At 33.4% G+C, this 24,147-nt stretch carries 20 protein-coding genes, 2 pseudogenes and 1 riboswitch; of the genes and pseudogenes, 21 read left to right on the top strand and 1 reads right to left on the bottom strand.

The window, feature by feature from the left end; all coding sequences use genetic code 11:
* The 3 genes and pseudogenes from B7R67_RS18900 to dpaB all read left to right on the top strand — a co-directional run.
* The coding region (locus tag B7R67_RS18900) for a M16 family metallopeptidase (protein ID WP_142289591.1) at nt 1–574 on the top strand (574 nt) is incomplete at its 5' end.
* A 740-nt stretch (nt 575–1,314) separates the two neighbouring features.
* Nucleotides 1,315–2,214, top strand: coding sequence for a dipicolinic acid synthetase subunit A (gene dpaA, locus B7R67_RS18895; RefSeq protein WP_088072548.1), 900 nt, complete (start codon nt 1,315–1,317; stop codon nt 2,212–2,214).
* A pseudogene (gene dpaB / locus B7R67_RS18890) lies at nt 2,214–2,639 on the top strand (dipicolinate synthase subunit B); the annotation flags it as partial. The gene dpaA and the pseudogene dpaB, both read left to right, overlap by 1 nt.
* A 32-nt stretch (nt 2,640–2,671) precedes the next feature.
* On the opposite strand, the gene B7R67_RS18885 reads toward dpaB, so the two are convergent.
* Nucleotides 2,672–4,168, bottom strand: coding sequence for a recombinase family protein (locus tag B7R67_RS18885; RefSeq protein ID WP_088072546.1), 1,497 nt, complete (start codon nt 4,166–4,168; stop codon nt 2,672–2,674).
* A gap of 106 nt (nt 4,169–4,274) precedes the next feature.
* Here B7R67_RS18885 and B7R67_RS18880 point away from each other — a divergent pair, with 106 nt between their 5' ends.
* From B7R67_RS18880 to yfmH, 18 genes and pseudogenes are all read left to right on the top strand, one after another.
* On the top strand, nt 4,275–4,454 hold the full coding sequence (locus B7R67_RS18880; protein ID WP_088072545.1) for a hypothetical protein: 180 nt from the start codon (nt 4,275–4,277) through the stop codon (nt 4,452–4,454).
* A gap of 559 nt (nt 4,455–5,013) precedes the next feature.
* Nucleotides 5,014–5,556 carry a hypothetical protein gene (locus B7R67_RS18875; RefSeq protein WP_088072544.1) on the top strand — a complete coding sequence of 181 codons (543 nt, stop codon included), beginning with the start codon at nt 5,014–5,016 and terminating at the stop codon, nt 5,554–5,556.
* A 125-nt stretch (nt 5,557–5,681) separates the two neighbouring features.
* A pseudogene (gene spoVFB, locus B7R67_RS18870) lies at nt 5,682–5,864 on the top strand (dipicolinate synthase subunit B); the annotation flags it as partial.
* Between the two features lie 183 nt (nt 5,865–6,047).
* On the top strand, nt 6,048–7,091 hold the full coding sequence (gene asd, locus B7R67_RS18865; RefSeq protein WP_142289590.1) for an aspartate-semialdehyde dehydrogenase: 1,044 nt from the start codon (nt 6,048–6,050) through the stop codon (nt 7,089–7,091).
* Nucleotides 7,092–7,116: 25 nt separating this feature from the next.
* Nucleotides 7,117–8,346, top strand: a complete 1,230-nt coding sequence (gene dapG / locus B7R67_RS18860; protein ID WP_088072542.1) for an aspartate kinase — start codon at nt 7,117–7,119, stop codon at nt 8,344–8,346.
* A gap of 20 nt (nt 8,347–8,366) precedes the next feature.
* Nucleotides 8,367–9,257, top strand: coding sequence for a 4-hydroxy-tetrahydrodipicolinate synthase (gene dapA, locus B7R67_RS18855; protein WP_088072541.1), 891 nt, complete (start codon nt 8,367–8,369; stop codon nt 9,255–9,257).
* Between the two features lie 361 nt (nt 9,258–9,618).
* Nucleotides 9,619–11,289, top strand: a complete 1,671-nt coding sequence (locus B7R67_RS18850) for a ribonuclease J (protein WP_088072540.1) — start codon at nt 9,619–9,621, stop codon at nt 11,287–11,289.
* 269 nt (nt 11,290–11,558) lie between these two features.
* Nucleotides 11,559–12,242 carry a ClpP family protease gene (locus tag B7R67_RS18845; protein WP_235822214.1) on the top strand — a complete coding sequence of 228 codons (684 nt, stop codon included), beginning with the start codon at nt 11,559–11,561 and terminating at the stop codon, nt 12,240–12,242.
* Nucleotides 12,239–12,451: a YlzJ-like family protein gene (locus B7R67_RS18840; protein WP_088072538.1), complete on the top strand. Its 213-nt coding sequence runs from the start codon at nt 12,239–12,241 to the stop codon at nt 12,449–12,451. Before B7R67_RS18845 ends, B7R67_RS18840 begins: the two co-directional genes overlap by 4 nt.
* 123 nt (nt 12,452–12,574) lie before the next feature.
* The gene (locus B7R67_RS18835) at nt 12,575–14,959 is read left to right on the top strand and encodes a DNA translocase FtsK (protein WP_088072537.1); all 2,385 of its coding nucleotides are present in this window, start codon (nt 12,575–12,577) and stop codon (nt 14,957–14,959) included.
* 58 nt (nt 14,960–15,017) lie between these two features.
* Nucleotides 15,018–15,119, top strand: a riboswitch (purine riboswitch).
* A 16-nt stretch (nt 15,120–15,135) separates the two neighbouring features.
* Nucleotides 15,136–15,333: a hypothetical protein gene (locus B7R67_RS22240; RefSeq protein WP_088072536.1), complete on the top strand. Its 198-nt coding sequence runs from the start codon at nt 15,136–15,138 to the stop codon at nt 15,331–15,333.
* A gap of 38 nt (nt 15,334–15,371) precedes the next feature.
* Nucleotides 15,372–16,097: a GntR family transcriptional regulator gene (locus B7R67_RS18825; RefSeq protein WP_088072535.1), complete on the top strand. Its 726-nt coding sequence runs from the start codon at nt 15,372–15,374 to the stop codon at nt 16,095–16,097.
* Between the two features lie 167 nt (nt 16,098–16,264).
* Nucleotides 16,265–17,362, top strand: a complete 1,098-nt coding sequence (locus tag B7R67_RS18820; protein WP_208615671.1) for a BMP family lipoprotein — start codon at nt 16,265–16,267, stop codon at nt 17,360–17,362.
* 263 nt (nt 17,363–17,625) lie between these two features.
* A complete protein-coding gene (locus B7R67_RS18815) occupies nt 17,626–19,149 on the top strand; it encodes an ABC transporter ATP-binding protein (protein ID WP_088072533.1) in 1,524 nt (507 codons plus the stop codon).
* A complete protein-coding gene (locus B7R67_RS18810) occupies nt 19,146–20,213 on the top strand; it encodes an ABC transporter permease (RefSeq protein WP_088072532.1) in 1,068 nt (355 codons plus the stop codon). Before B7R67_RS18815 ends, B7R67_RS18810 begins: the two co-directional genes overlap by 4 nt.
* A gap of 3 nt (nt 20,214–20,216) precedes the next feature.
* Entirely contained in the window at nt 20,217–21,164 is a 948-nt protein-coding gene (locus B7R67_RS18805) for an ABC transporter permease (protein WP_088072531.1), read from the top strand.
* 329 nt (nt 21,165–21,493) lie between these two features.
* Nucleotides 21,494–22,771 (top strand): EF-P 5-aminopentanol modification-associated protein YfmF, encoded by a 1,278-nt coding sequence (yfmF, locus tag B7R67_RS18800; protein ID WP_088072530.1) that lies wholly within the window; start codon nt 21,494–21,496, stop codon nt 22,769–22,771.
* Complete coding sequence (yfmH, locus tag B7R67_RS18795) at nt 22,771–24,054, top strand: EF-P 5-aminopentanol modification-associated protein YfmH (RefSeq protein WP_088072529.1); 1,284 nt, start codon at nt 22,771–22,773, stop codon at nt 24,052–24,054. The genes yfmF and yfmH overlap by 1 nt, the downstream gene beginning before the upstream one ends.
* The last annotated feature ends 93 nt before the right edge of the window (nt 24,055–24,147 follow it).

Raw genomic sequence — 24,147 nt, 5'->3', positions numbered from 1 at the left:
CCATGGTCAGATCTCACGTAAGAAAGAAACAGAGCAAGCACATTTATGTGTAGGATATAGAGGACTTGAACTAGGTCATGAGGATCTGTATTCGTTAATTGCTTTAAATAATATACTTGGTGGAAGTATGAGCAGTCGTTTATTCCAAGATGTTCGAGAACAAAAAGGTCTAGCATATTCGGTATTCTCATACCATTCAGCTTATCAAGATAGTGGAATGGTAGCAATCTATGCTGGTACTGGAAAAAGCCAAGTAAATCAATTATTTGAAACAATTCAAGACACTTTAAAAATATTAAAGGCAGATGGAATTACAGAAAAAGAATTAAACAACTGTAAAGAGCAATTAAAAGGTAATCTAATGTTAGGATTAGAAAGTACAAATAGTAGAATGAGCCGTAACGGTAAAAATGAATTAATGCTTGGACAACATCGTTCATTAGATGAAATTATTCAATTAATTGATGTTGTAACAATTGACAAAGTAAATGATATTGCAAATTTTGTTTTTACTGATGACTATGCAGTTTCATTAGTTAGCCCAGACGGAGTAATACCATCAAATATAAAATAAAATGATGAAAGAGGATTCTTCATTTGAGGAATCCTCTTAGTGTGTAGACAAAGTCTCAAAAATCAGAGTATGCTCCGATTAGAAGTTGAAAATATTCAATACTAATTTTTTAGAAAGATGAATTCAAATCTTAAAAAGAGATGCTTTTTTTGAATTTGTCGTTCAAACTGATTTTGTTCTAACTAAAGGATACTTAAATCGTTTTTTATGAATACTTTTATTGCAGTATAAGTTTATTGGAACGAAAGGATGCTCGACTCCTATGGGAAGTGCGGAAATGCTGAGACCCCGCAGGCTTGCCGAGGAGGCTCAGGTTTCGCCCCATGGAAAGCGAGCATACTGTAGTGGAAATGAACATCACTAAACTTCCTTTAAGGAAATTTTGATAAGATGATTTTTTAATAGCGTGAGAGGATTCTTTATTAAGAATCCTCTTTTTACATGCAATTATAAGATAAATCTAAACAAATAAGCATTTTAATTTTACTTACAAGAAATCAATAAAATACTCTAAACTCTTTTAATATCTTTTCTCCCTAATCCTGTCATTCCTTATTCATGCTCTTAAGAACGGAAATCCTCAACATTCTTTTCTAACTCAGCCTTATTTTTCAGAAAGAATCTTCACCAATGCAATGTATAATTCATAAGATATTTAGGAGAAAGATGTTAGGCGGTAGTCCTGCTTACAGAAAATTAATTTCCATTTACCATAGTGAAGTAAAGAAGGTGAATGCTGCATGTTAACTGGTTTGCATATTGCTGTGATTGGTGGAGATGCCAGACAGCTGGAGGTTATTCGTAAGTTAACAGAGTTAGATGCAAAAGTAACATTAATTGGCTTTGAACAATTAGATAGTGGATTTACAAGTGCTTCAAAAGAATTAATTGCAGATGCAGATTTTAAAGACTTAGATGCAATCCTATTACCTGTTCCAGGTACAAATCTTGAAGGGGTAGTCGATACCATTTTTTCAAATGAAAAGGTTGTTTTGACGAAAGAGATACTAGACTCAACTCCTGAACATTGTACGATCTACTCTGGAATTAGCAACTCGTATTTAGATAGTATCGTTACATCCTCAAATCGTAAGTTAGTAAAATTATTTGAACGAGATGATGTAGCAATTTATAATAGTATTCCAACTGTTGAAGGGACCATTATGATGGTAATTCAACATACCGAATATACAATTCATAATTCAAAAGTAGCGGTATTAGGTTTGGGTCGTACTGGAATGAGCGTCGCAAGAACTTTCCATAATTTGGGTGCAAAAGTAAAAGTAGGAGCCCGAAAATCAGAGCATATTGCAAGAATCGTTGAAATGGGTTTAGAAGCATTCGAATTTAAGAATATTGAAGATGCTTTAAAGGATGTAGATGTTTGTATCAATACAGTACCAAATTTAATCATCACGGCTAGTGTCATTTCAAAACTACAACCACACGCACTTATTATAGACTTAGCATCAAAACCAGGAGGAACAGATTTCCGTTATGCGGAAAAAAGAGGAATAAAAGCTTTATTAGCTCCAGGTTTACCAGGAATAGTTGCTCCTAAAACAGCAGGTCAAATAATCGCAAATGTTTTAACTCAGCTATTAAAAGATGAATTAGATACAAGAAAGGAGCAACCGTAATGACGTTAAAAGGTAAGAAAATTGGATTTGGTATTACAGGATCACATTGTACTTATGAAGAGGTAGTTCCTCAGATTCAAAAATTAGTAGATGATGGAGCAGAAGTTTATCCCGTTGTAACATTTACTGTTAAAAGTACAACAACTCGATTCGGTGTAGGTGAAGACTGGATTGAAAAAATTGAAGAGATTACAGGACGTAAAACAGTTGATACGATTGTAGGAGCAGAACCATTTGGACCAAAAGTCCAATTAGACTGCATGGTAATCGCACCTTTAACAGGGAATTCAATGAGTAAGTTTGCTAATGCTCAAACAGATAGTCCTGTATTAATGGCAGCTAAGGCAACATTAAGAAATGGAAAACCTGTTGTTTTAGGTATTTCTACAAATGATGCATTAGGTTTAAATGGAACAAATTTAATGTGACTTAGATGATAATACCAATTACAAAGAAATTATTGAGGAAGTTTTGGATAAAGAATAAGAGTAAAATCATCTAGTTTTTGATGTGGTTCTTTTTGATATTCCACCTTAATTAAAACTGATTTGAGCAGTCGATTTTTAAGCTCAATATCAGTTGTTTTGTTATATAGTTCAATTACTGTTTCAATAGTTGGAATCACTTGTTCGTTCATTTGTTCTCTATTTTCAAATTTTGCTATTTCTTCCATAATAGTAGCTTTACTATTCAAAAGTTCTTCTAAACGATTAGAGAGAAGCTGAGAACGTTCTAGAAATACAGATTCCTCATAAATACCGCGCTCTAATAAATTAAATAAATTATTCTTTTGCATTAATAATTCAGTATAATCATTCTCTATTTGTTTAAGTGCATGCTTCTTTAAATTAAGAGAATCGATATCTTCTTGCATTATTTGCTTTGAAAAATTAATTTTATAATCTTTTAGCCAAATATCTAACCCTTTCAGAAGTTTCTCCTCAATTAGATGAGTATAGGAAGATCGAGTATTACATCGATTATTTATACAAACTAATTGCTTTGGCTTATCTTTCGGATAACGCTGCTGTAATTTTGAACCGCATTTCATACAAAAAATTAAACCAGCAAGCTGATTACTTAATTTTGTATTGTAAGGAGCATGGTAACGACTTGTTAATATATGCTGTGCAGTATTAAATACTTCTGTGTCAATAATTCCATCATGCTTTCCATCGACGACTAGCCACTCACTTTTAGGTTTCCTAACACCTTTACCTGACTTTTTATTCCATGTTACTTTTCCAATGTAAATGGGATTTTTAATCATTTCTAAAATTGAATGATAACTCCATTTCTTCCCCGAAAAAGACGGGATTTTCAATTGGTTTAATCGGTTCGCAATTTCAGTCGCACCAATTAAGTCTTTTGTATACCATTCAAAAATACTTTTTACTACTTTCGCTTCTTCTTCATTAATTTTTAATGAGCGAAATTCTTTTGTTTCATATAATTCATATCCATATGGGGCAAATGTTCCGATATAATTCCCTCTTTGTACAGATAAAACACGGCCACGTTGAAGCCTTCGGGTAATTATTTTTAATTCTTTACGAGCCATAAATGCTTCAAATTCACTGTATTCCTCATCAAACTCATCATGTAAGTCATAAGTCTTTCTTGGCGTAATAATTTTTGTTTTAGAAGATTTAAAAGTTTCCAAAATAATACCTTGCTCTTTCATATTCCCGCGTCCCAAACGATCCATATCCATCACCAGCACACCGTCATACTTCAGCTCCTCAACCTCTTGTAGAAGCTTTAACATTTCGGGCCGATAAACAAGTGATTCACCTGAAGCGATTTCTTGACGAACATTTATAATATTTAACTGATTATCTTTAGCAAATTTTAAAAGCTGCTCTTTATGTTTTGATAAAGTTTCACCTTCACCGCGTGCTTCAGCGTCAAGATCTGCCCGGCTTTTACGTAAATAAAGTGCAACTCTTTCCATTAAGATCACCTCATAGCTTATGTATATGTTATTTTTCAAAATAAATTAATATGTAACCTTAGGTCAGTCCATGAAAAGAGAGAACATATACTAAATAACGGGGGTGGTGATACTGAGTAAAAAAACAGAATTTACTACTACCTATCAATTTGGAAAAACTACTGTCAATCTAATTGCACCTAAGGGTGTTTCTGAAGAAATGAAAGAAAAAATTCTTGAAGAAATCTACACGATTGGTTGGAAAATTGTGAAAGAAGACTGGTTAAGGAAAAATGGGACTGTTTAAAGCATCTTAAATTAGATGCTTTTTTTAATTTGCTTTATATTAAGGCTCTGTTAATGTTAATTGTTGATATTTTACAAAACACATTTTTGAGAAAGATTTTTGAGTGGAAGGTGGGAGACAGAAAAGAGCAGGAAAAGCAGGTAGGCAGGAAAAGAATATAGGAACAATAAAATTTTCTAAAGTCTTTTAATATCTTTGCCCTTCCCCTAGATCCTGCCCTTCCTTGTTCCTGCTCTTAATGGCATCCTGGAACGGAAATCATCAACATTCTTTTTTAACAGAGCCTATATTAAAAAATGTATTTTATACAAATTGTTCCTTTTCAAAGGTAAAAAACTAAATATGCAACCAAACATCGTAAAGATATAATGAGTTCAAATTAGGTACTTTAGAAAAGGAAGTAATAACGATTAACTCTTTAATTCTCTTTTTATAGTAGGTGCAATTTTATCCCTGTAATATTTTTTGAGACAGATTATTGGAAAATCTGTCATTTTTTTTACGTAACCGTAGTATTTATGGTGATAGTGGTTATTTGTATTCATCATAGAGAGGAATGTTGGTTATTATTGAATATCATTTAAAGAAATTGCCAAATTTTATGGATGAGTTGATTGAAAGAAAATATGCGGAGCATTTAATTAAAAATGCAAAAGTAAAAGAAGTTGTTGAATTAGCCTATCAAAACTGGGCTTTAGATCATGCTAAAGGTGTGGTGGCACTCGATTTGATAAAAGGTAAATTAGTGGGGCATTCTGTTGAAAGTAATACAGTTGAATGGACATCAAATATTCATGAGGTTGTGATTTTTGAACTCGATGCAAATGTAGATGTTGAAGATGTATCAATTTTATTAGGGAATTCCGGTGTAAGTGCGTTAAGAGCGTTTTTAGAGATTGATGATGAAACATTTTCAGAAAATATGACTTTTTGGACTGAAAAATACTTAAGATTCCATAATTTAACGATAAAACATATTAGGGATAGCTTTATAAAAGTGTTATATGTTGATTATAAAAATGCATTTTTTAATAGTTGTATATATAAACAATTGGATGCTGTATATACTTTAAAATCGCTTCAGAACCACTTAGAAATTTAAAATTGTTAAATTTCCTCTTACTTAATCTGTACACATAGTTTGTTATTTTTGCTCCCTCCGTTTCTAAACTTCTTTATTGGATTACCATCAATGTACTTCAAAAAAGGTATTATCCTCTAAGACACAATTTAATGCGATTAATGAGTACTAAAAATATTTACTTTATTCCATTTGGTCAAGATGACCCTATTAAAAAACCAAATTCCCTAGTAGCAAGAATGGATTCATTACTTGATACAGTAAAGTCTTCCATTGAAGGTAAACAGCTTCAGCCCGTATTAGTCGAAAAATATCGTGATCTCCAATAAATATTTTAGAAAAAATAGGCCTGAACTATTTTTTCTATGTTAGAATGAAGAAAATTGAGTATGTGTCATTAGGATACATACTCGTTACTATGAAAAGAATTATTCAAACCAAAACCTTTGAATATAAACTTAATTTGACGTAAACTATTTAATAAAAGTGAAAACAGGGATGGTGCAAAAATAGTGGGGAACAAACAAAGTTATGTAGTAGCTGTTGTAGGTGCAACTGGAGCGGTTGGACAACAAATGATTGCAACATTAGAAAAAAGAAATTTTCCAGTAAAAGAAATTAAATATTTATCTTCAAAACGTTCTGCTGGAACAAAATTAACTTTTAATGGTCAAGAAGTTATTGTTCAAGAAGCAACACCAGAAGCTTTTGAAGGTGTAGATATCGCTTTATTTAGTGCGGGTGGATCAGTATCAAAAGAACTTGCTCCTGAAGCAGTTAAAAGAGGAGCAATAGTAGTAGACAACACAAGTGCATTCAGAATGGCTGAGGATGTACCTTTAGTTGTGCCTGAAGTAAATGACAAAGATTTATTTAATCATAAAGGTATTATTGCAAATCCAAACTGCTCAACAATTCAAATGGTTGTTGCTCTTGAGCCAATTCGTCAAACAATTGGTCTAAATAAAGTAGTCGTTTCTACTTATCAAGCTGTCTCAGGTGCTGGGGTTACAGCTATTGAAGCATTAAAAGAACAAGCACAAGCGTTCTTAAATGGAGAAGAAGCAACACCTTCAGTATTACCAGTAAAAAGTGGTGAGAAACATTATCAAATTGCTTTTAATGCAATTCCACAAATCGATGTGTTTACAGATAATGGATATACTTATGAAGAAATGAAAATGATTAATGAAACGAAAAAAATCATGCATTTACCTGAATTACAAATTAGTGCAACATGCGTAAGGCTACCAGTCATTTCTGGTCACTCAGAATCAGTTTATATTGAGGTTGATAAAGAAGTAACAGTAGCTGAGCTTAAATCACTTCTAAGTGATGCACCTGGTATCGTTTTACAAGATGATCCAGATCAACAATTATATCCAATGCCGTATTACAGTATTGGAAGTAACGATGTATATGTAGGACGTATCCGTAAAGATTTAGATAATCCATTAGGATTCCATTTATGGATTGTTTCAGATAACTTATTAAAAGGTGCTGCTTGGAATTCAGTTCAAATTGCTGAAAGATTAATTGAGTTAAGCATCATTTAGTGAAAACTGCTAGAGAGGTGCAAAAATGAAAATATTGGTCCAAAAATTTGGTGGGACTTCAGTTCGTGATGACAACGGAAGAAAACACGCGCTTAAGCATATAAAAAATGCTTTAGAAAAAGGATATAAATTAGTAGTAGTTGTATCAGCTATGGGTCGTAAAGGCGAGCCGTATGCTACAGATACACTATTAAATTTAGTTGGTGCTAAAAAAAGTAAAGTAACACAAAGAGAACTTGATTTATTAATGTCATGTGGTGAAACAATATCATCAATCGTATTTTCTAACTTATTAAATGAAAATGGTATACATGCAATGGCAATGACAGGTGCATCAGCTGGTTTCCGAACAAATGATGAATTTGGAAATGCAAAAATTCTTGATATGAAATGTGGCCGTCTCCTTAAAGAATTAGAGAATTTTGATGTTGTAGTTGTTGCAGGATTCCAAGGGGCAACAACATCAGGGGATATTACAACGCTAGGTAGAGGTGGAAGTGATACTTCTGCTTCTGCACTTGGGGTTGCAGTTAATGCTGAGACAATCGAAATTTTTACTGATGTTGAAGGTGTAATGACTGCAGATCCGAGAATCGTAAAAGAAGCAAGACCTTTATCAGTAGTGACTTATGCTGAAATTTGTAATATGGCATACCAAGGTGCAAAAGTAATTCACCCTAGAGCGGTAGAAATAGCGATGCAAGGAAAAGTACCTATTCGAATTCGTTCAACATATTCTGATAGCCTAGGTACATTAGTTACGTCAAATCCATCACAAAGAATTATTGGTGGAGATATTCAAGATCGTCTAATTACAGGTATTGCTCATGTACCAAATGTTACTCAAGTTAGAGTAACTTCAAAGGAACATACATTTGATTTACACTCTCAAGTATTTAAGGCAATGGCTAATAAAGGGATAAGTGTTGATTTTATTAATATCTCTCCTAATGGGGTCGTATACACAGTAAGTGACGACGTTGCTTCGAAAGCAATCGAAGTCCTAAAAGGAATTGGCTATGAGCCTTCATACACTACAGGCTGTGCAAAAGTATCGATCGTTGGAGCAGCAATCGCAGGAGTTCCAGGCGTTACTTCAAAAATCGTAACTGCACTTGCTGAAAAAGGCATTCAAATTTTACAATCAGCCGATAGCCATACGACAATTTGGGTGCTTGTAAAAAATGAAGATATGATTGAAGCGGTAACTGCACTTCATGATGCGTTTGAACTTAGTTCTGTTAAAATGGATTAATATTTGATCGGAGTGGAACAATGAGTAGATTTGGTAAAATTTCAACAGCAATGGTAACACCGTTTGACTCAAAAGGTAATATAGATTTTGCAAAAACAACAAAACTTGTTAATTATTTAATTGAAAATGGAACTGATTCAATTGTAGTTTGCGGTACAACTGGTGAGTCTCCAACTTTAACTTCTGAAGAAAAATTAGCATTAATCAGCCATGTAGTTTCAGCTGCAAACGGAAGAATTCCGGTAATCGCAGGAACTGGCAGTAATAATACGCGAGAAACAGTTGAATTAACTAAAAAGGTATCAACACTTGGTGTAGATGCAATTATGGTTGTTGTTCCTTATTATAATAAACCTAACCAAGAGGGTCTATATCAGCACTTTAAAGCGGCAGCTGAAAGTACTGAACTACCTGTAATGTTATACAATGTACCAGGCAGAACTGTTGCTAGTCTTTCTGTCGATACAGTAGTAAGACTTGCAGAAATCCAAAATATCGTAGCAATAAAAGATGCAACAGGTAATTTAAGTGTAATGACTGAAATTATTGATCGCACACCAGAAGATTTTGAATTATATTGTGGAGATGATGGGTTAACATTACCTGCATTTGCAATAGGTTCAAAAGGAACAGTTTCGGTTGCATCACATGTTTTAGGAAACGAAATGCAGCAATTAGCTGAAAGTTTCTTTACAGGAGATATGGCTAAAGCACAATTCTTACATCGTAAACTTTTACCTTTATTTGATGGGTTTTTCATGGCACCAAGTCCAAGTCCAATAAAAACTGCATTACAAATGAAAGGTTTAGATGTTGGTGGTGTACGTTTACCGCTTGTACCACTTTCAGAAGCTGAACGTACTACTCTAAGTATATTAATGAATAATTTAGACGAAGCATTACAAAAATAATTAAATCTCAAACCACTTATGTATAATCCACCTAGTTTGGATTGTCATAAGTGGTTTTTTTATTGGTTAAGAGCAGGAAGAGAAGGAAAAGCAGGGAGGGCAGGAAGAAATAGAAGGAAGGTAAGATAAAGAATGGTTGGAAATGATAGTGAAAAGAAAACTATTTTTGGTTATTTATAAGGTTTTGATGCTTTTGGCGGTCCTGACTTACTTTCTTTTCATATACTTTGGACCATGCTATTTCTAAATCCTTCCATTAAAGGGAAGAATGTATCTTGTTTTAACTGTTCCGACTACGATATAATGTTTGTAAGATTTTGAACGGTCTGAAATTTTAAGGTCTAACTAGGAGGAACAGGTTGTGGTGAAGGAAATGAAGGAACAAGTGAAAGTATTTGCCCTTGGCGGGGTAGGTGAAATTGGAAAGAATATGTACGTGGTCGAGGTTGGAGATGCGATTTATGTCCTTGATGCAGGATTAAAATTTCCTGAGCAGGAAATGTACGGAATTGATCACGTTATACCAGATGTTAGCTATTTAGAGAAGAATGCAGAAAGATTAGCAGGGGTTTTTATAACACATGGGCACGAAGATCATATCGGTGCAATTCCATACATAATGAAAAAGCTTCCTCAAGTAAAATTTTATACAAATAAACTAGCATATTTATTTATTAGAGAAAAATTAAGTGAAAAAGGAATTAAAAATCTTGAAAAATTTGAACTGTATGATGAAAATAGTAAATTTACTTTTGAAAATAGTTCAATCAGTTTTTTTAGAACAACACATAGTATTCCAGATTCATTTGGATTTTGTATTAATACACCACAAGGATCGGTCGTTTATACAGGGGATTTCAAATTTGATCAATCGAAAAGTCCATACCCAGGTGCTGATTTAGGTAAACTAGCATTAATTGGAGATAAGGGAGTCTTATGCTTACTTTCTGACAGTACAAATGCAGAAAGACAAGGATTTTCTGGTTCAGAAAAGAAAGTATCTGAAGAAATTAAGAAAGAAGTAATAAATGCTAGAGGTAGAGTATTGGTTGCTTGTTTTTCTTCTAATATTTATCGAATTCAACAAGTTATTGATGCTTGTGTAGCTGCAGAACGAAAACTGGCGGTTGTCGGTAGTAGTATGATGAAATCGATTGAAATAGCAAAGGAATTAGATTATTTAACAATACCTGATGATTTAATGATTTCTGTTGTAGATACAGATAATTATAAAGAAAGAGACATCGTTATATTAACGACAGGTACGCAAGGTGAACCAATGGCAGCCCTTTCTAAAATTGCGAAAGGGACACATAAGCAAGTTTCAATCCGTAAAGGTGATACGGTTTTAATGGCAGCAACTCCTATACCGGGAAATGAAATGCTAGTAGCATCGTCTGTAAATCTTTTATTTAGAGCAGGTGCGAATGTAATATATGGCTATAAAAAAGTTCATGTATCGGGACATGGATATGAAGAAGAGTTAAAATTAATGCTAGAGTTGATGAAGCCTAAATACTTCTTACCTGTACATGGCGAATATAGAATGCAAAAAGCTCATTCACATATTGCAGAAGAAGTTGGAATTGCAAAAGAAGATATATTTATTGTTGAGAAAGGTGACATTCTCACGTTTAAAAATGGTGAAGTTAGTCGTACTGAAAAAATAGAGGTTGGAAATGTTTTAATCGATGGAATCGGGGTAGGAGATGTCGGAAATATCGTTCTAAGAGATCGTAAACTTCTGTCCCAAGATGGAATATTAGTAGTTGTTGTTACATTTAATAAACAAAAAAGAGTGATTCTATCTGGACCTGAAATTATCACTCGAGGATTTGTTTATGTTAGAGAGTCTGAAAAACTGATTACAAGATCATCTGAGATTGTAAGAAACATAACTGAAAAAATGCTTCAAAATGATCAAATTGAATGGACTTTATTAAAAAATTCAATTAGAGACGGATTAAGTGCATACCTATATGAAGAAACAAAAAGACGACCAATGATTCTACCGATTTTAATGGAAGTATGAGCATTGTAAAGTAAATAAGAGAAGCGATGCGTTCGTTTCTCTTATTTTACTTAAGAAATAGGTAGTAAGTATAAGAGTAACTACCTCTCTGTCTTCACTTAAGGGCTTTCAATCGGTGAGTTTTCTTTAAAAATGGGTATGATTTCCTTATTATTTTCACATACTAACTTGTATGAAAAATGATAGGGGGAACCGTTTTGACAAAGTCTAATAATGAAACACCAATCCCAAACGAAGAAGCACCCTCAAAGCCAAATGATCAAAAGGATATGAGTATTGTTGAAAAAATTCAACAACTTGGCCAAACAAATGTACCTGCCAGTAATGATTCAAAAATTCATTGTCTAACAATAATTGGGCAAGTTGAAGGGCATGTTGCTTTGCCGCCACAAAATAAAACAACGAAATACGAACATTTAATTCCACAATTGGTAGCGATCGAGCAAAATCCTAAAATTGAAGGACTTTTAATTGTTTTAAACACGGTTGGTGGAGATGTAGAAGCAGGACTTGCAATATCTGAAATGATTGCTTCGTTAACAAAACCGACTGTCTCAATTGTTTTAGGTGGTGGACATAGTATTGGAGTACCAATTGCTGTGAGTACAGATTATTCATATATTGCTGAGACGGCAACTATGACGATTCATCCGATTCGATTGACTGGTCTTGTAATAGGTGTACCGCAAACATTTGAATACCTTGATAAAATGCAAGAAAGAGTAACCCGTTTTGTAACAAAGCATTCGAATATTACAGAAGAGCGCTTTAAAGAGTTAATGTTTACAAAAGGTAATCTAACAAGGGATATTGGTTCGAATGTTGTTGGTGGTGATGCTGTCAAATATGGACTCATTGACGATGTCGGTGGGATTGGGCAAGCACTTAGTAAATTACAGGAATTAATTGATGAAAGAAAAGAAAAGTTGAATAAAGAGGAGAATGAATTTTGATTCTTTATACAATTATGCCACTTGAATCGATTTATCCTGTTGATCAACAAGAATTTACGTCACAGCAATTTATGGAATACAACGGTGTTCCTATGTTGGTCGATAGTGTTGGAGGTACAGCTTTTGAAATTAAGCGCATCGTTAGCACTGATCCAGAGCATTATATGCAGTATTCACCAGGTCAAAGAATTTTAATTTTTCCAACTTGAGGTAATTATTAACAATACATGGTAAACATATGTTCTTATATGTTATAATAAATTCAATTTAAGAAAGCAGCCAAAAGGCTGCTTTCTTTGGCGAATCTGCAATCTTAGATGGGGGTGAATTACATGGCAAAACAAAAACAGCAAAAATCAAAAGCTCGGAAAACAGTAAGTGGAAATGGGTCGATATGGTACGAAATTAGTGGTTTGCTATTTATAGCTTTATCAATTATAACAATCTTAAAATTAGGGATAGTGGGTAAAGCATTTGTATTATTTTTGAGATACTTCTTTGGAGAATGGTATATGCTTAGCTTTTTGTTCATTATTGGGTTATCGGCATATAGCATAATTTATCGAAAAAGACCTCCATTTGTTTCGAGTATAACGATGGGCGGATTGTTAATCTTCTTTAGTATACTGATGTTTAGTCATGTTACTCTATTTGATTTATTAGCGAAAAATAATCAATTTAAAGATCAATCTGTTATAAAAAGGACATTAGATTTATTTATGATGGAAGCGAAAGGTCAGATTAGTACAGTTGACCTTGGCGGTGGTATGATCGGTGCAATTTTATTTGCAGTTTTATATTTCTTATTCGATCGGACTGGTGCAATCCTTTTTGGCATTATTGCAATCGTAGCAGGTATCCTATTTATTACCGGAAAACCGCTTGGAGGATATCTTTATCAATATATCGTGCCAAAAATAAGAAATTTAATTTCAGATGGTTGGAAAGATTTTACAAATTTTTGGAAGCGAGAGCGTGAACCAAAAAATACAAGTAGACGTGCAGAAGCTAAACAAAAAAGAAAAGCGAAAAAAGAATCGGATGAAGAGAATGAAGAAGAAATTTCAATTAGCAGAAGTCCACATATTCAGATGAACAATTCAAATGATAATGAGATAATCGAACCGAAAAAAGAAATCCAAATCGAATATTCTCCTACATACCAGCCACCAAAAGAACCAGAACTAATCGTCGCAAATGACTCAAACCAAATTCAAGCTCATTTTGCAGACGAAGATGATCAGTCAATCGAATTGCCTGTAGCAGAAGTTGGAATTGATGAGAAAGTTGATTACGTATTACCTTCGATTGATTTATTGGCATATCCCAAAGGCGTTAAAAAACGAGAAAATGAATCTAAATTAAAGGAAAATGCGGACAAGCTTGAAAGAACATTTCAAAGTTTCGGTGTAAAGGCAACGGTAACAAAAGTTCATCATGGACCTGCTGTTACGAAATATGAAGTGTATCCAGAAGCTGGTGTGAAAGTAAGTCGTATTGTAAATCTAAGTGACGATTTAGCACTTGCTCTTGCTGCAAAAGATATTCGAATTGAAGCGCCAATTCCTGGTAAATCAGCTGTTGGAATTGAAGTACCAAATACGAATATAACGACTGTATTACTAAGAGAAGTCCTAGAAGCTAAGAATCCGAAAATCCAAAATCCTTTAGCTGTATCACTAGGTAAAGATATTGCAGGTGATGCTGTATTTGCTGAATTAAATAAAATGCCGCATTTACTAGTAGCTGGAGCAACGGGTAGTGGAAAAAGTGTATGTATTAATGGAATCATTGTTAGCATTTTAATGAATGCAAAACCGTCTGAAGTAAAGTTAATGTTAATTGATCCGAAAATGGTTGAATTAAATGTTTATAATGGCATACCACATTTGCTTACACCAGTTGTAACCAATCCTAAAAAAGCATCGCAAGCATTAAGAAAAGTAGTTAGTGAAATGGAAAGAAGATATGAGCTTTTCTCACATTCGGGAACTAGAAATATTGAAGCATATAACGAATTGACAAGACAAAACAATGCAATGACTGATGCAAAACAGCCATTATTACCATTTATTGTTGTTATAGTTGATGAGTTAGCAGATTTAATGATGGTTGCTTCGAGTGATGTAGAAGATTCGATTACGCGATTAGCTCAGATGGCTCGTGCTGCGGGAATTCACTTGATCATTGCAACTCAAAGACCATCGGTTGATGTGATCACTGGTGTCATTAAAGCAAATATTCCTTCTAGAATTGCATTTAGTGTATCCTCACAAACCGATTCTAGAACGATCTTAGATACTGGTGGAGCTGAAAAACTATTAGGTAGAGGAGATATGCTTTATCAACCAATTGGTGCTTCAAAACCAATCCGAGTTCAAGGAGCATTTCTATCTGATGATGAAGTTGAAAGGGTTGTTGAGTTTTCAATTTCACAACAAAAAGCTCAATATCAAGAGGAAATGATGGTAAAAGAGGAAAAAGATGGTCAATCGGAAGTGAACGATGATTTATATCCTGAGGCCGTCGAATTAGTAACGAATATGCAATCTGCTTCAGTTTCATTACTGCAAAGAAGATTCCGAATAGGTTATACAAGAGCTGCTAGACTAATCGATTCTATGGAAGAAAATGGAATTGTTGGACCGTATGAAGGCAGTAAACCTAGAGAAGTATTAATTAGTAAACCTGTTGAAGACGAACAAGCACTTTCATAACTTTTAGAAAAATTTGTCGAACTTTATTGACATATTTAGACACAGAATGCTATTATTTCTTCAGATACATGTTAGTCCTCATATAATATCGACGTTATGGGTCGAAAGTTTCTACATTGCAACCAATATTTGCAATACTATGGGGAAAAAGCATTATTATGGAGAATTGATTTAATATGACTAAATCAAACTCTTATAATCTAGCTTTTTCACAAAGTGAAACTGAGGATTATAAGAGTTTTTTTATGTCGAAATTACATAAACCATTCGTTTTCGACGAAAAAAATAAAGCGTTTACAAAAAATATACAGAAAGTATTGAAAAGATTAAAAAATAACAGTATAGTAAAGAAGGATTATACGACGGATGTCTAACAACTGATGTCTGAAATCCAAAGTTTGGGGGATGGGACATGAAGATTAAAACAGATACCAGATTACTTTATCTCCAAGTAATGGATCGAATAAAACAAGATATAGAGAATGGAATTTATTTGCCACATCATAAGTTACCATCAGAGTATGAGCTATCTAAAATTTTCGGAGTAAGCAGAGCAACATTAAGAGAAGCATTAAGAGTTTTAGAGGAAGAAAATATTTTAGTCAGAAGACATGGTGTAGGTACATTTGTGAAACCGAAACCAATTTTTAGGACAGGCATCGAACAATTAAGTAGTGTCTCAGAGATGATTGTTGAAGCAGGTAAAACACCTGGAACAATCTTCTTATCTTCTAAACTATTAGTTCCAACGAAAGAAGATTTAAAAAGTTTCTCAATTACAGAAGATGATCGAATGCATGTAGTAGAAAGAATTCGAACAGCAAATGGAGAGCCTGTAGTTTATTGCATTGATAAATTACCAACTACTTATTTTAAGCAGGTTCCATCATTTGAAGACCATTCATTTTTCCACTTTATTAAGAAAGAGACTGGTCGCAACATAGAATACTCAAGTGCAAGAATCGAACCAATTGGCTATCACGATAAAGTTTCACCTTTATTACAGTGTGAACCAGATGTTTCATTATTATTAATCGAACAACTACATTTTGATGATTTAAACCGCGCAGTATTACATTCATATAATTACTTTAGAGCGGATCAGTTTAGTTTTAATGTACTTAGAAAACGAAATTAGATTGAATAGCCAAAAGTTATGATACGAAAAGATTTTTGGCTGGTAATACAAATATTGTTTACTAATTGTATAAAACTTATTAGGGAGGTGGATCGTTAAGATAACGATTATATACCAAGCTAGTACAAATGTAAATAAATATTTAAGGGGGCAAACATTTTATGAAGATGAAAAAAGCTGGACTTGTTCTTTCTATGGCTTTAGCAGCAGGTACAATTTTAGGTGCTTGTGGTAAAGGTGGAGAAACAAAAGACGCTAAAGGTGCATTTAAAATTGGGATGGTAACTGACTCAGGTACAATTGATGATAAGTCATTTAACCAAGGTACATGGGAAGGTATCCAAGCAGGAGCTAAAGAATTAGGTTTTGATCTTAAGCAAGATACAAAATACTTAAAACCTGCAGGTGAAACTGAAGCTGATTATTTAAAAGAAATCGGAAATTTAAATGATGCAGGCTACAAAGTAATTATTACTCCTGGATATAAGTTTGAAACAGCAATTAATAAAGCTCAAGACAAATATAAAGATGACAAATTTGTAATCATCGATGGAACACCTCACACTGCTAAAGATTTTACTCCGAATGTTAAAAAGAACACAGTTTCTATTTTCTTCGCAGAGCATGAAGCTGGTTATTTAGCTGGTGTTGCTACAGCACTTCAATTAAAAACTGGTGATGTTGGATTTATCGGTGGTATGGAAATTCCTGCAGTTCAAAAATTTAACTGGGGATTCCAACAAGGTGTTAAATATGCAAATGAAAACCTTGGTACAAAAATTTCTTTAAAAGCTAATAACGTAGTATATTCTGGAAGCTTTACAGACAAAGCAGCAGGACAACAAATTGCAGCTCAAATGTTTGACCGTGGAGTTAAAGCAATTTTCTGTGCAGCTGGTGGAGTTGGACAAGGTGCAATTACAGAAGCTAAAAACCGTGTTGATAGCGGTAAAGATGCTTGGATCATTGGTGTAGACGTGGATCAGTATGCTGATGGAGTTTATAAAGATAACAAATCAGTTATCTTAACATCTGCAACTAAAGGTGTAAGTAAAGCAGCTTCTGATATGGTAAAAGCTGAAAAAGATAAAAAGTTCCCTGGTGGAGAAACTTTAACTTATGATGCAAAAAATGATGGTATTGGTTTACCAAAAGAAAATCCAAACTTAAGCCCTGATACATTAACAAAAGTTAGCGAAGTATTAAACAAAATTAAGTCTGGTGAAATTAAAGTTTCAAATGAAAAAGGAAATTTAATTAAGTAATTTTAAATTTCTATTGCATAGATAAAAGAAGAAGCATAGAAAGGTACATCCTTTTATATGCTTCTTCTACCCTATAAATGATTATGGCTTTTCATGCCTTAATCAATTGTAAGCACTTAAATTGGTAAAGCTTCCAATTGATTAGGGCATGAGTATCGGGTGAACGAGAATCCCCCCTAAAATTAAAATAAAGAAAAATCATATTTCGAAATCAACTAAAACGTTAAAAATAAATGACTTCGTAATATATAAGGAGGAAAATTATGGAATATGTAGTGGAGATGCTAAATATAACTAAAGAGTTTCCTGGTATTATAGCGAATGATAATATTACACTACGACTTAAAAAAGGAGAAGTCCATGCTTTACTAGGAGAAAACGGAGCAGGGAAATCTACTTTAATGTCAGTCCTTTTTGGAATGTACACTCCTGAAAAAGGAATTATAAAAGTAAAAGGTAAGGAAGTTAAAATCTCAAATCCAAATGTTGCGAATGAACTTGGAATCGGAATGGTTCACCAACATTTTAAATTAGTATCAAATTTTACAGTCACTGAAAATATTATTCTAGGTCTTGAACCGAAAAAAGGCTTAGTTGTAGATGTTAAGAAAGCTGCAAAACGTATTGAAGAGCTTTCAAAAACTTATGGATTAAATGTAGATCCATATGCAAAAATTGAAGACATTACAGTAGGGATGCAACAAAGGGTAGAAATTTTAAAAACATTATACCGTAATGCAGAAGTATTAATTTTAGATGAACCTACGGCTGTACTTACTCCACAAGAGATTCAAGACTTAATGAAGATTATTAAAAATCTTATTAACGAAGGCAAATCGATCATTATTATTACACATAAATTAAAAGAAATAAAAGCAGTTGCTGATCAATGTACGGTAATTCGTCATGGGAAATACATCGGCACAGTTGATGTTAAACAAACTTCTGAATCTGAAATGGCATCTATGATGGTCGGACGTCAGGTGTCTTTCAAAGTTGAAAAAGAAGAATCAAAACCTGGTGAAGTTGTACTAGATATAAATAACTTAAGCGTAAAAAATAATAAAAAAGTATTAGGGTTGAAAAATGCTTCACTTCAAGTTCGAGCTGGGGAAATCGTTGGGATAGCTGGGGTTGAAGGGAATGGTCAATCTGAACTTGTTGAAGCAATTACAGGTTTAAGACCTATTGAAGAAGGTTCTATTTTATTAAAAGGTCAAGATATAACGAAACATAGTATTCGTGATCGAATTCACAGTGGTATTGCACATATCCCTGAAGATCGTCAAAAAAGAGGCCTAGTTCTAGAATATACAATCGAAGAAAACGTAGTTTTAGAGATTTATAATCAAGAACCATTTTCTAAATATGGCGTTTTAGATAAGGCTGCGATTGCCAAACATGCTAAAAAAATCATTGAAGAATTCGACGTGCGTTCTGGTGAAGGTGCTAAAACAGTGGTTGAATCAATGTCTGGAGGAAACCAACAAAAAGCAATCATTGGTCGCGAAATTGAACTGAAACCTGAGTTGTTGATTGCATGTCAGCCAACACGTGGATTAGATGTTGGTTCAATAGAGTATATTCATAAGAGATTAATAGAACAAAGAGATAGTGGAAAAGCAGTTCTACTAATCTCGTTAGAGCTAGATGAGGTTCTAAATTTATCTGATCGTATTGCAATTGTTAATGCTGGGGAAATCATTGATATTGTTAATGCCAAAGAAACAAATGAAGATGAACTAGGATTAATGATGGCTGGTATAAGGAGAGGTGAAGGGGCATGAAAAAGGGAGGAATCATTTCTCTGATTGCCGTATTATTAGGTTTACTAGCTGGAGCATTATTAATTTTTGTAACAGGTAATGATCCAGTACAAGGATTTACTTTTTTATTCCAAGGTGGATTAAAAGATCCAGAGCGAATTGGAAATACATTAGCGACTGCAACACCGTTAATTTTAACAGGACTTTCTGTAGCATTTGCATTCAGAACAGGCTTATTTAATATCGGTGCAGCTGGTCAAATGCTTTTTGCAGGATTTTGTGCTTCTGCAATCGGATTAACTGTTGATTTACCTACATTAATCTTAGTTCCAATTATGGTAATTGTAGCGTTTATTGCAGGTGCAGCATGGGCATTTATACCAGGTTTATTAAAAGCTAAATTTAATGTTCACGAAGTAGTTTCGACTATTATGATGAACTGGATTTCATATTGGACTGTTTATTATTTAGTACCAAAATACTTTAAAGGTAGTACTGAAACAGAGTCAAAAATGCTTGCAGATTCTGCAACATTAAAAATGCCATTTTTATCAAGTTTATTTGGTGATTCGTATATTAATTTCGGATTATTCATTGCAGTTATTATGGTAATCGTCATTTCATTTATTATTAATCGTACAGTTTTAGGATATGAGTTAAAGGCAGTAGGTTACAACCGTAGTGCTGCTGAATATGCGGGTATTTCTGTAAATAGAAATGTTATTTTATCAATGATGATTTCAGGTGGACTTGCTGGTTTAGCAGGTGTTGTACAATTTGCTGGTAACTCGTCATTAATCCAGATCGGTGTCTTACCAACTGAAGGATTCGACGGAATTGCCGTGGCTCTTTTAGGAATGAACACACCAATTGGAGTATTCTTCTCAGCTATATTCTTTGGGGTATTATATTCTGGAAAAGGCTTTATGAGTGCGATGACTTCGATTCCACCAGATATTGCTGATGTTATCATTGCCATCATTATTTATTTCTCTGCAACAAGTATTTTAATTAAAAAAGTTATCGATAAAGTAAGCAAATCACGTAAATATAAGAACAGCAATGTAGGAGAGAAGGTGAAATAAGGCATGGATTTAATTATACAAATTTTCCCATATGCAATTGCCTATACGATTCCTTTGTTAATCGTAGCTTTAGGTGGACTATTTTCTGAACGAAGCGGTGTCGTAAATATTGGTTTAGAAGGTTTAATGGTTGTCGGAGGTTTTACTAGTGCCTTAACAATTTCAAAACTTCAAGAAACTCACCAAGGAGAAACTTGGGTAATCTGGGTAGGAATTCTAGTTGCAGTTCTTACAGGTGCTTTATTTTCATTATTGCATGCTTTTGCAAGTATTAATTTACACGCTGATCAAGTAATTAGTGGTATCGCAATTAATATGATTGCTGGTGCTTTAACAATCTTCTTAGCAAGAAATATTACTGGTTCAGGAAATATTAGTATTAATGGTCTTACACGTAGTGATATTCCAGTTTTAAAAGACATACCGATTCTTGGAGATTTATTCTTTAAAAATACGTATACGACAACTTGGCTAGTAATCGCAATTTTATTAATCAGTACATTTGTACTTTATAAAACACGTTTAGGTTTACGTCTACGTGCTTGTGGTGAATACCCTCAAGCAGCTGATGCAGCAGGTATCAACGTATACCGCATTCGCTACTTAGGTGTAATTATCTCTGGTGCATTTTCTGGATTAGGTGGAGCGATTATTTTAGTAACATACTCTGGTGAATTTACTGGAAGCGTTGCTGGACTTGGTTTCTTAGCAATCGCAGCATTAATATTTGGACAATGGAAACCACTTGGAATTTTAGCAGCAACACTATTCTTTGGTGTAGCAACAACAATTGCTAACGTATCACAAGTTATTCCAAGCTTGGCGCATATTCCACCATTAGCATTAAAGTTATTCCCTTACGTTGTAACTTTAATCGCATTAGTAATATTCTCAAAATCATCTCAAGCACCAAAATCAGTTGGTGTTGCATATGAAAAAGGTAAACGATAAATAAACGTCAAAAAGCTTCCTTCATTAAGGAAGCTTTTTTTCAGTTTTTTGTCAAAAAATTGATCCAAACTTATATTTCAATAAATTTATTTGCTATATCAACAAAAAGTAACGCTATATCAACAAAAATCAACTCGATATCAACAATTTTCACAACTTTATCAATAAATCTCACCATATGTTCGCATTACATGTATTTTCAACAAATTTTAATTTACTATTTTTGGGTAAACTAAGCAGTAGGTTTTATTTTTGGTAAAATTAGAGATACAATGAAGATATTGGAAATAAATATGAGTAAAATAGTATTTGTCTAAGGAGGGTTCAATTTGAATTTGTTACAATACAAAAATAGTGATATTAACGGTATTAAGCTACACGTAGTAACAACTGAAAAATTTAAAACGAATTCGATTACATTAAAGGTACGTGGAAAGCTGGAAGAGGAAACAGTATCGTATCGTGGAATTTTGCCATATGTATTACAAAGCGGTACAAAAGAGCTTCCTACAAATGGGGAAATTAGAAGGAAACTTGAAGACTTGTATGGTGCTACTTTTTTTGTAGATGTTGCAAAAAAAGGAGATTATCACGTCATGTCATTCACAATTGATATTGCGAATGAAAAATACCTTTCAAATCAAACATCATTATTAAATGAAGCGATTTCACTTATTTCTTCAATTTGGCAAAACCCATTTATTGAAAATGGCGTATTCTCTGCAAAGCACGTTGAAACTCAAAAAAGAACTCAGATCCAACGAATCCAATCGATTAACGATGATAAATTAAAATATGCAAATCAAAGACTTGTAGAAGAAATGTTCAAAGATGAACCTTATGCTTTATTAGCAAATGGAAAATCAGAAGATGTGAACTCAATTACAGCCGAATCTCTATATCATTATTATGAAAAATCTTTGAAAGAAGATTTAATTGATTTGTATATAGTTGGTGACGTTGCCTTTGATCAATGCAAACATTTAGTAGAAGAAAACTTTCGAAACACTTCAGCATCGAAAAACACTGTTGATACAAAAAAAGCAACACCAATTACATCACCAAATGAAGTAATTGAAGAGCAAAAGTTAAATCAGGCTAAATTACACATCGGTTACACAACTGAAATTTCGATAAAAGATCCAGATTATTTTGCACTTCAAGTATTCAATGGACTTTTTGGCGGATATTCTCATTCGAAACTATTTATAAATGTACGAGAAAAAAATAGTTTAGCTTATTATGCTGCATCTCGTTTTGAAAGTCATAAATCAATTTTAATGGTAATGTCAGGTATCGCTAGTGAAAATTTTGAAAAAGCGACAACGATTATTGCCGAACAACTTGAAGAAATGAAAAAAGGAAATTTCACTGAAGCGGAAATAGATCAAACAAAATTAGTTATTAAAAATAGTCTTTTAGAAAGCATGGATACTGCCTATGGGATTATCGAAACGTTATTCAATGATCAAGCAGCAGGCAATGAACGTCCAATTGAGGATTGGATTCCTGAAATCGAAAAAGTTACAAAAGACGAAATGGTCGCTGTGGCGAATAAAATAAAATTGCATACAACGTACTTCTTAAAAGGTCAGGAGGGAGCATAATGGAAAAGAAACATTTTGAACAACTGAATGAAACTCTTTATTTCGAAGAGTTCGAAAATGGATTAAAAGTTTATATACTTCCTAAAGAAGGATACAACAAAACATATGCGACCTTCACAACAAAATATGGTTCGATTGATTCTGACTTTATACCACTTGGTAAAGACGAAAGATTAGTTGTCCCAGATGGAATTGCACATTTCTTAGAGCATAAATTATTTGAAAAGAAAGATGGAGATGTCTTTCAAGTTTTTAGTAAACAAGGGGCCTCTTCAAATGCATTTACAAGCTTCACTCGAACTGCTTACTTATTTTCAGCAACGAATAATGTAGAACAAAACTTAATTACATTAATTGACTTTGTTCAAGATCCTTATTTCTCTGACCAAAGTGTTGAAAAAGAGAAAGGAATTATTGGGCAGGAAATTAAAATGTACGAAGATAATCCGGATTGGAGACAGTATTTTGGGATGATTGCTAATTTATATGGAAAACATCCTGTAAGAACAGATATAGCTGGTACTGTTGAAACAATTTCAAAAATTACAAAGGAATTACTATATACTTGTTACGAAACATTCTATCATCCGAGTAATATGTTATTTTTTGTTGTAGGTCCAGTAGACCCTGAACAAACAATGAATTTATTAAGAGAAAATCAAAGTAAAAAAACGTTTAAAGAAGCGAACGAAATTAAAAGATTCTTCCCTGAAGAGACGCCAGAATCAGCTGAGAAGAAAAAAGTATTACACATGAATGTTCAATCCTCAAAAGTATTAGTCGGTATTAAAGATTTCGCAGCACCAAAAGAAGGAGACCAATTATTAAAACATGAACTAACTGTCTCATTATTATTAGACTACTTATTTGGTAAAGGATCGGATAATTATCAACAAATGTATGAGGAAGGTTTAATTGATGATACTTTTTCATACGATTACTCAGCAGAAAAAGGTTTTGCTTTTGCAATTATTGGAGGGGACTCGACTTCTCCAGAAAAACTTTCTGCTAAAATTAAAGAAGTTCTGTTAGACTCGAAAAACCATCAATGGGAAAAAGAAATTGTTGATCGAGTAGTTAAAAAGAAAATAGGTGGATTCTTACGTTCGTTAAATTCTCCTGAGTACATTGCAAATCAATTTACAAGATACGCATTTTTAGATATGAATTTATTTGACATAGTATCTGTGCTACAATCTATTACGATAGAGGATCTAAAAACAAGTGCTAGTCATCTAATAAATGAAGACTATATGAGTGAATTTTTCGTACTGCCTCATTAAAAGAAAGCATCCTTTATAGGGTGCTTTTTATTTCTTAGGCTCTGTTAATGTTAATTGTTGATAATTTACAAAACACATTTTTGAGAAAGATTT

Origin of the sequence: Gottfriedia luciferensis (assembly GCF_002156865.1) — a bacterium.
In the GTDB taxonomy this organism is placed as follows: Bacteria; Bacillota; Bacilli; order Bacillales; family Bacillaceae_G; genus Gottfriedia; species Gottfriedia luciferensis.
The sequence above is the reverse complement of the archived record's forward strand: the minus strand, read 5'-3'. Positions and strand labels throughout refer to the sequence as shown.

Coding starts and splice junctions, on each gene's coding strand:
- dpaA (WP_088072548.1), top strand. CDS start 1,315: ATGTTAACTGGTTTGCATATTGCTGTGATTGGTGGAGATGCCAGACAG.
- B7R67_RS18885 (WP_088072546.1), bottom strand. CDS start 4,168: ATGGAAAGAGTTGCACTTTATTTACGTAAAAGCCGGGCAGATCTTGAC.
- dapG (WP_088072542.1), top strand. CDS start 7,117: ATGAAAATATTGGTCCAAAAATTTGGTGGGACTTCAGTTCGTGATGAC.
- dapA (WP_088072541.1), top strand. CDS start 8,367: ATGAGTAGATTTGGTAAAATTTCAACAGCAATGGTAACACCGTTTGAC.
- B7R67_RS18845 (WP_235822214.1), top strand. CDS start 11,559: ATGAGTATTGTTGAAAAAATTCAACAACTTGGCCAAACAAATGTACCT.
- B7R67_RS18835 (WP_088072537.1), top strand. CDS start 12,575: ATGGCAAAACAAAAACAGCAAAAATCAAAAGCTCGGAAAACAGTAAGT.
- B7R67_RS22240 (WP_088072536.1), top strand. CDS start 15,136: ATGACTAAATCAAACTCTTATAATCTAGCTTTTTCACAAAGTGAAACT.
- B7R67_RS18825 (WP_088072535.1), top strand. CDS start 15,372: ATGAAGATTAAAACAGATACCAGATTACTTTATCTCCAAGTAATGGAT.
- B7R67_RS18820 (WP_208615671.1), top strand. CDS start 16,265: ATGAAAAAAGCTGGACTTGTTCTTTCTATGGCTTTAGCAGCAGGTACA.
- B7R67_RS18815 (WP_088072533.1), top strand. CDS start 17,626: ATGGAATATGTAGTGGAGATGCTAAATATAACTAAAGAGTTTCCTGGT.
- B7R67_RS18810 (WP_088072532.1), top strand. CDS start 19,146: ATGAAAAAGGGAGGAATCATTTCTCTGATTGCCGTATTATTAGGTTTA.
- B7R67_RS18805 (WP_088072531.1), top strand. CDS start 20,217: ATGGATTTAATTATACAAATTTTCCCATATGCAATTGCCTATACGATT.
- yfmH (WP_088072529.1), top strand. CDS start 22,771: ATGGAAAAGAAACATTTTGAACAACTGAATGAAACTCTTTATTTCGAA.